Annotated in this window: 1 protein-coding gene; it reads right to left on the reverse strand. The window is 47.5% G+C overall.

All coding sequences use genetic code 11. The features are described from left to right. Nucleotides 1-245: DUF6453 family protein (locus Y882_RS20585; RefSeq protein WP_211259225.1), on the reverse strand; the 245-nt coding region annotated here is incomplete at its 3' end. Nucleotides 246-257 lie beyond the last annotated feature (12 nt).

The following is a 257-nucleotide window of genomic DNA, read 5'->3' on the forward strand; positions in this document are numbered from 1 at the left end:
TCGATTCCACCATATGCTGCGTTGCGAACGATAATATTCGAACCATCAAAGCCTACTGACACGTTAGGATCGTTCCAGCGAGCAAACGGAACACCACCAACAGGTAATGGCATACTACCGTTAACCCATACGTACTGGGAATACTGACAAGTCATGAGAAAGGCTGCGTTGGATATTGCTGTGAAGTCCGTGGAGTTAGCTACAAATAAACCCTCGTTTCGCGTTCCTACAGGTAGCAGTTCCATAACCAACCCTGC

Source organism: Dyella japonica DSM 16301 (genome assembly GCF_001010355.1).
In the GTDB taxonomy this organism is placed as follows: domain Bacteria; phylum Pseudomonadota; class Gammaproteobacteria; order Xanthomonadales; family Rhodanobacteraceae; genus Dyella; species Dyella japonica.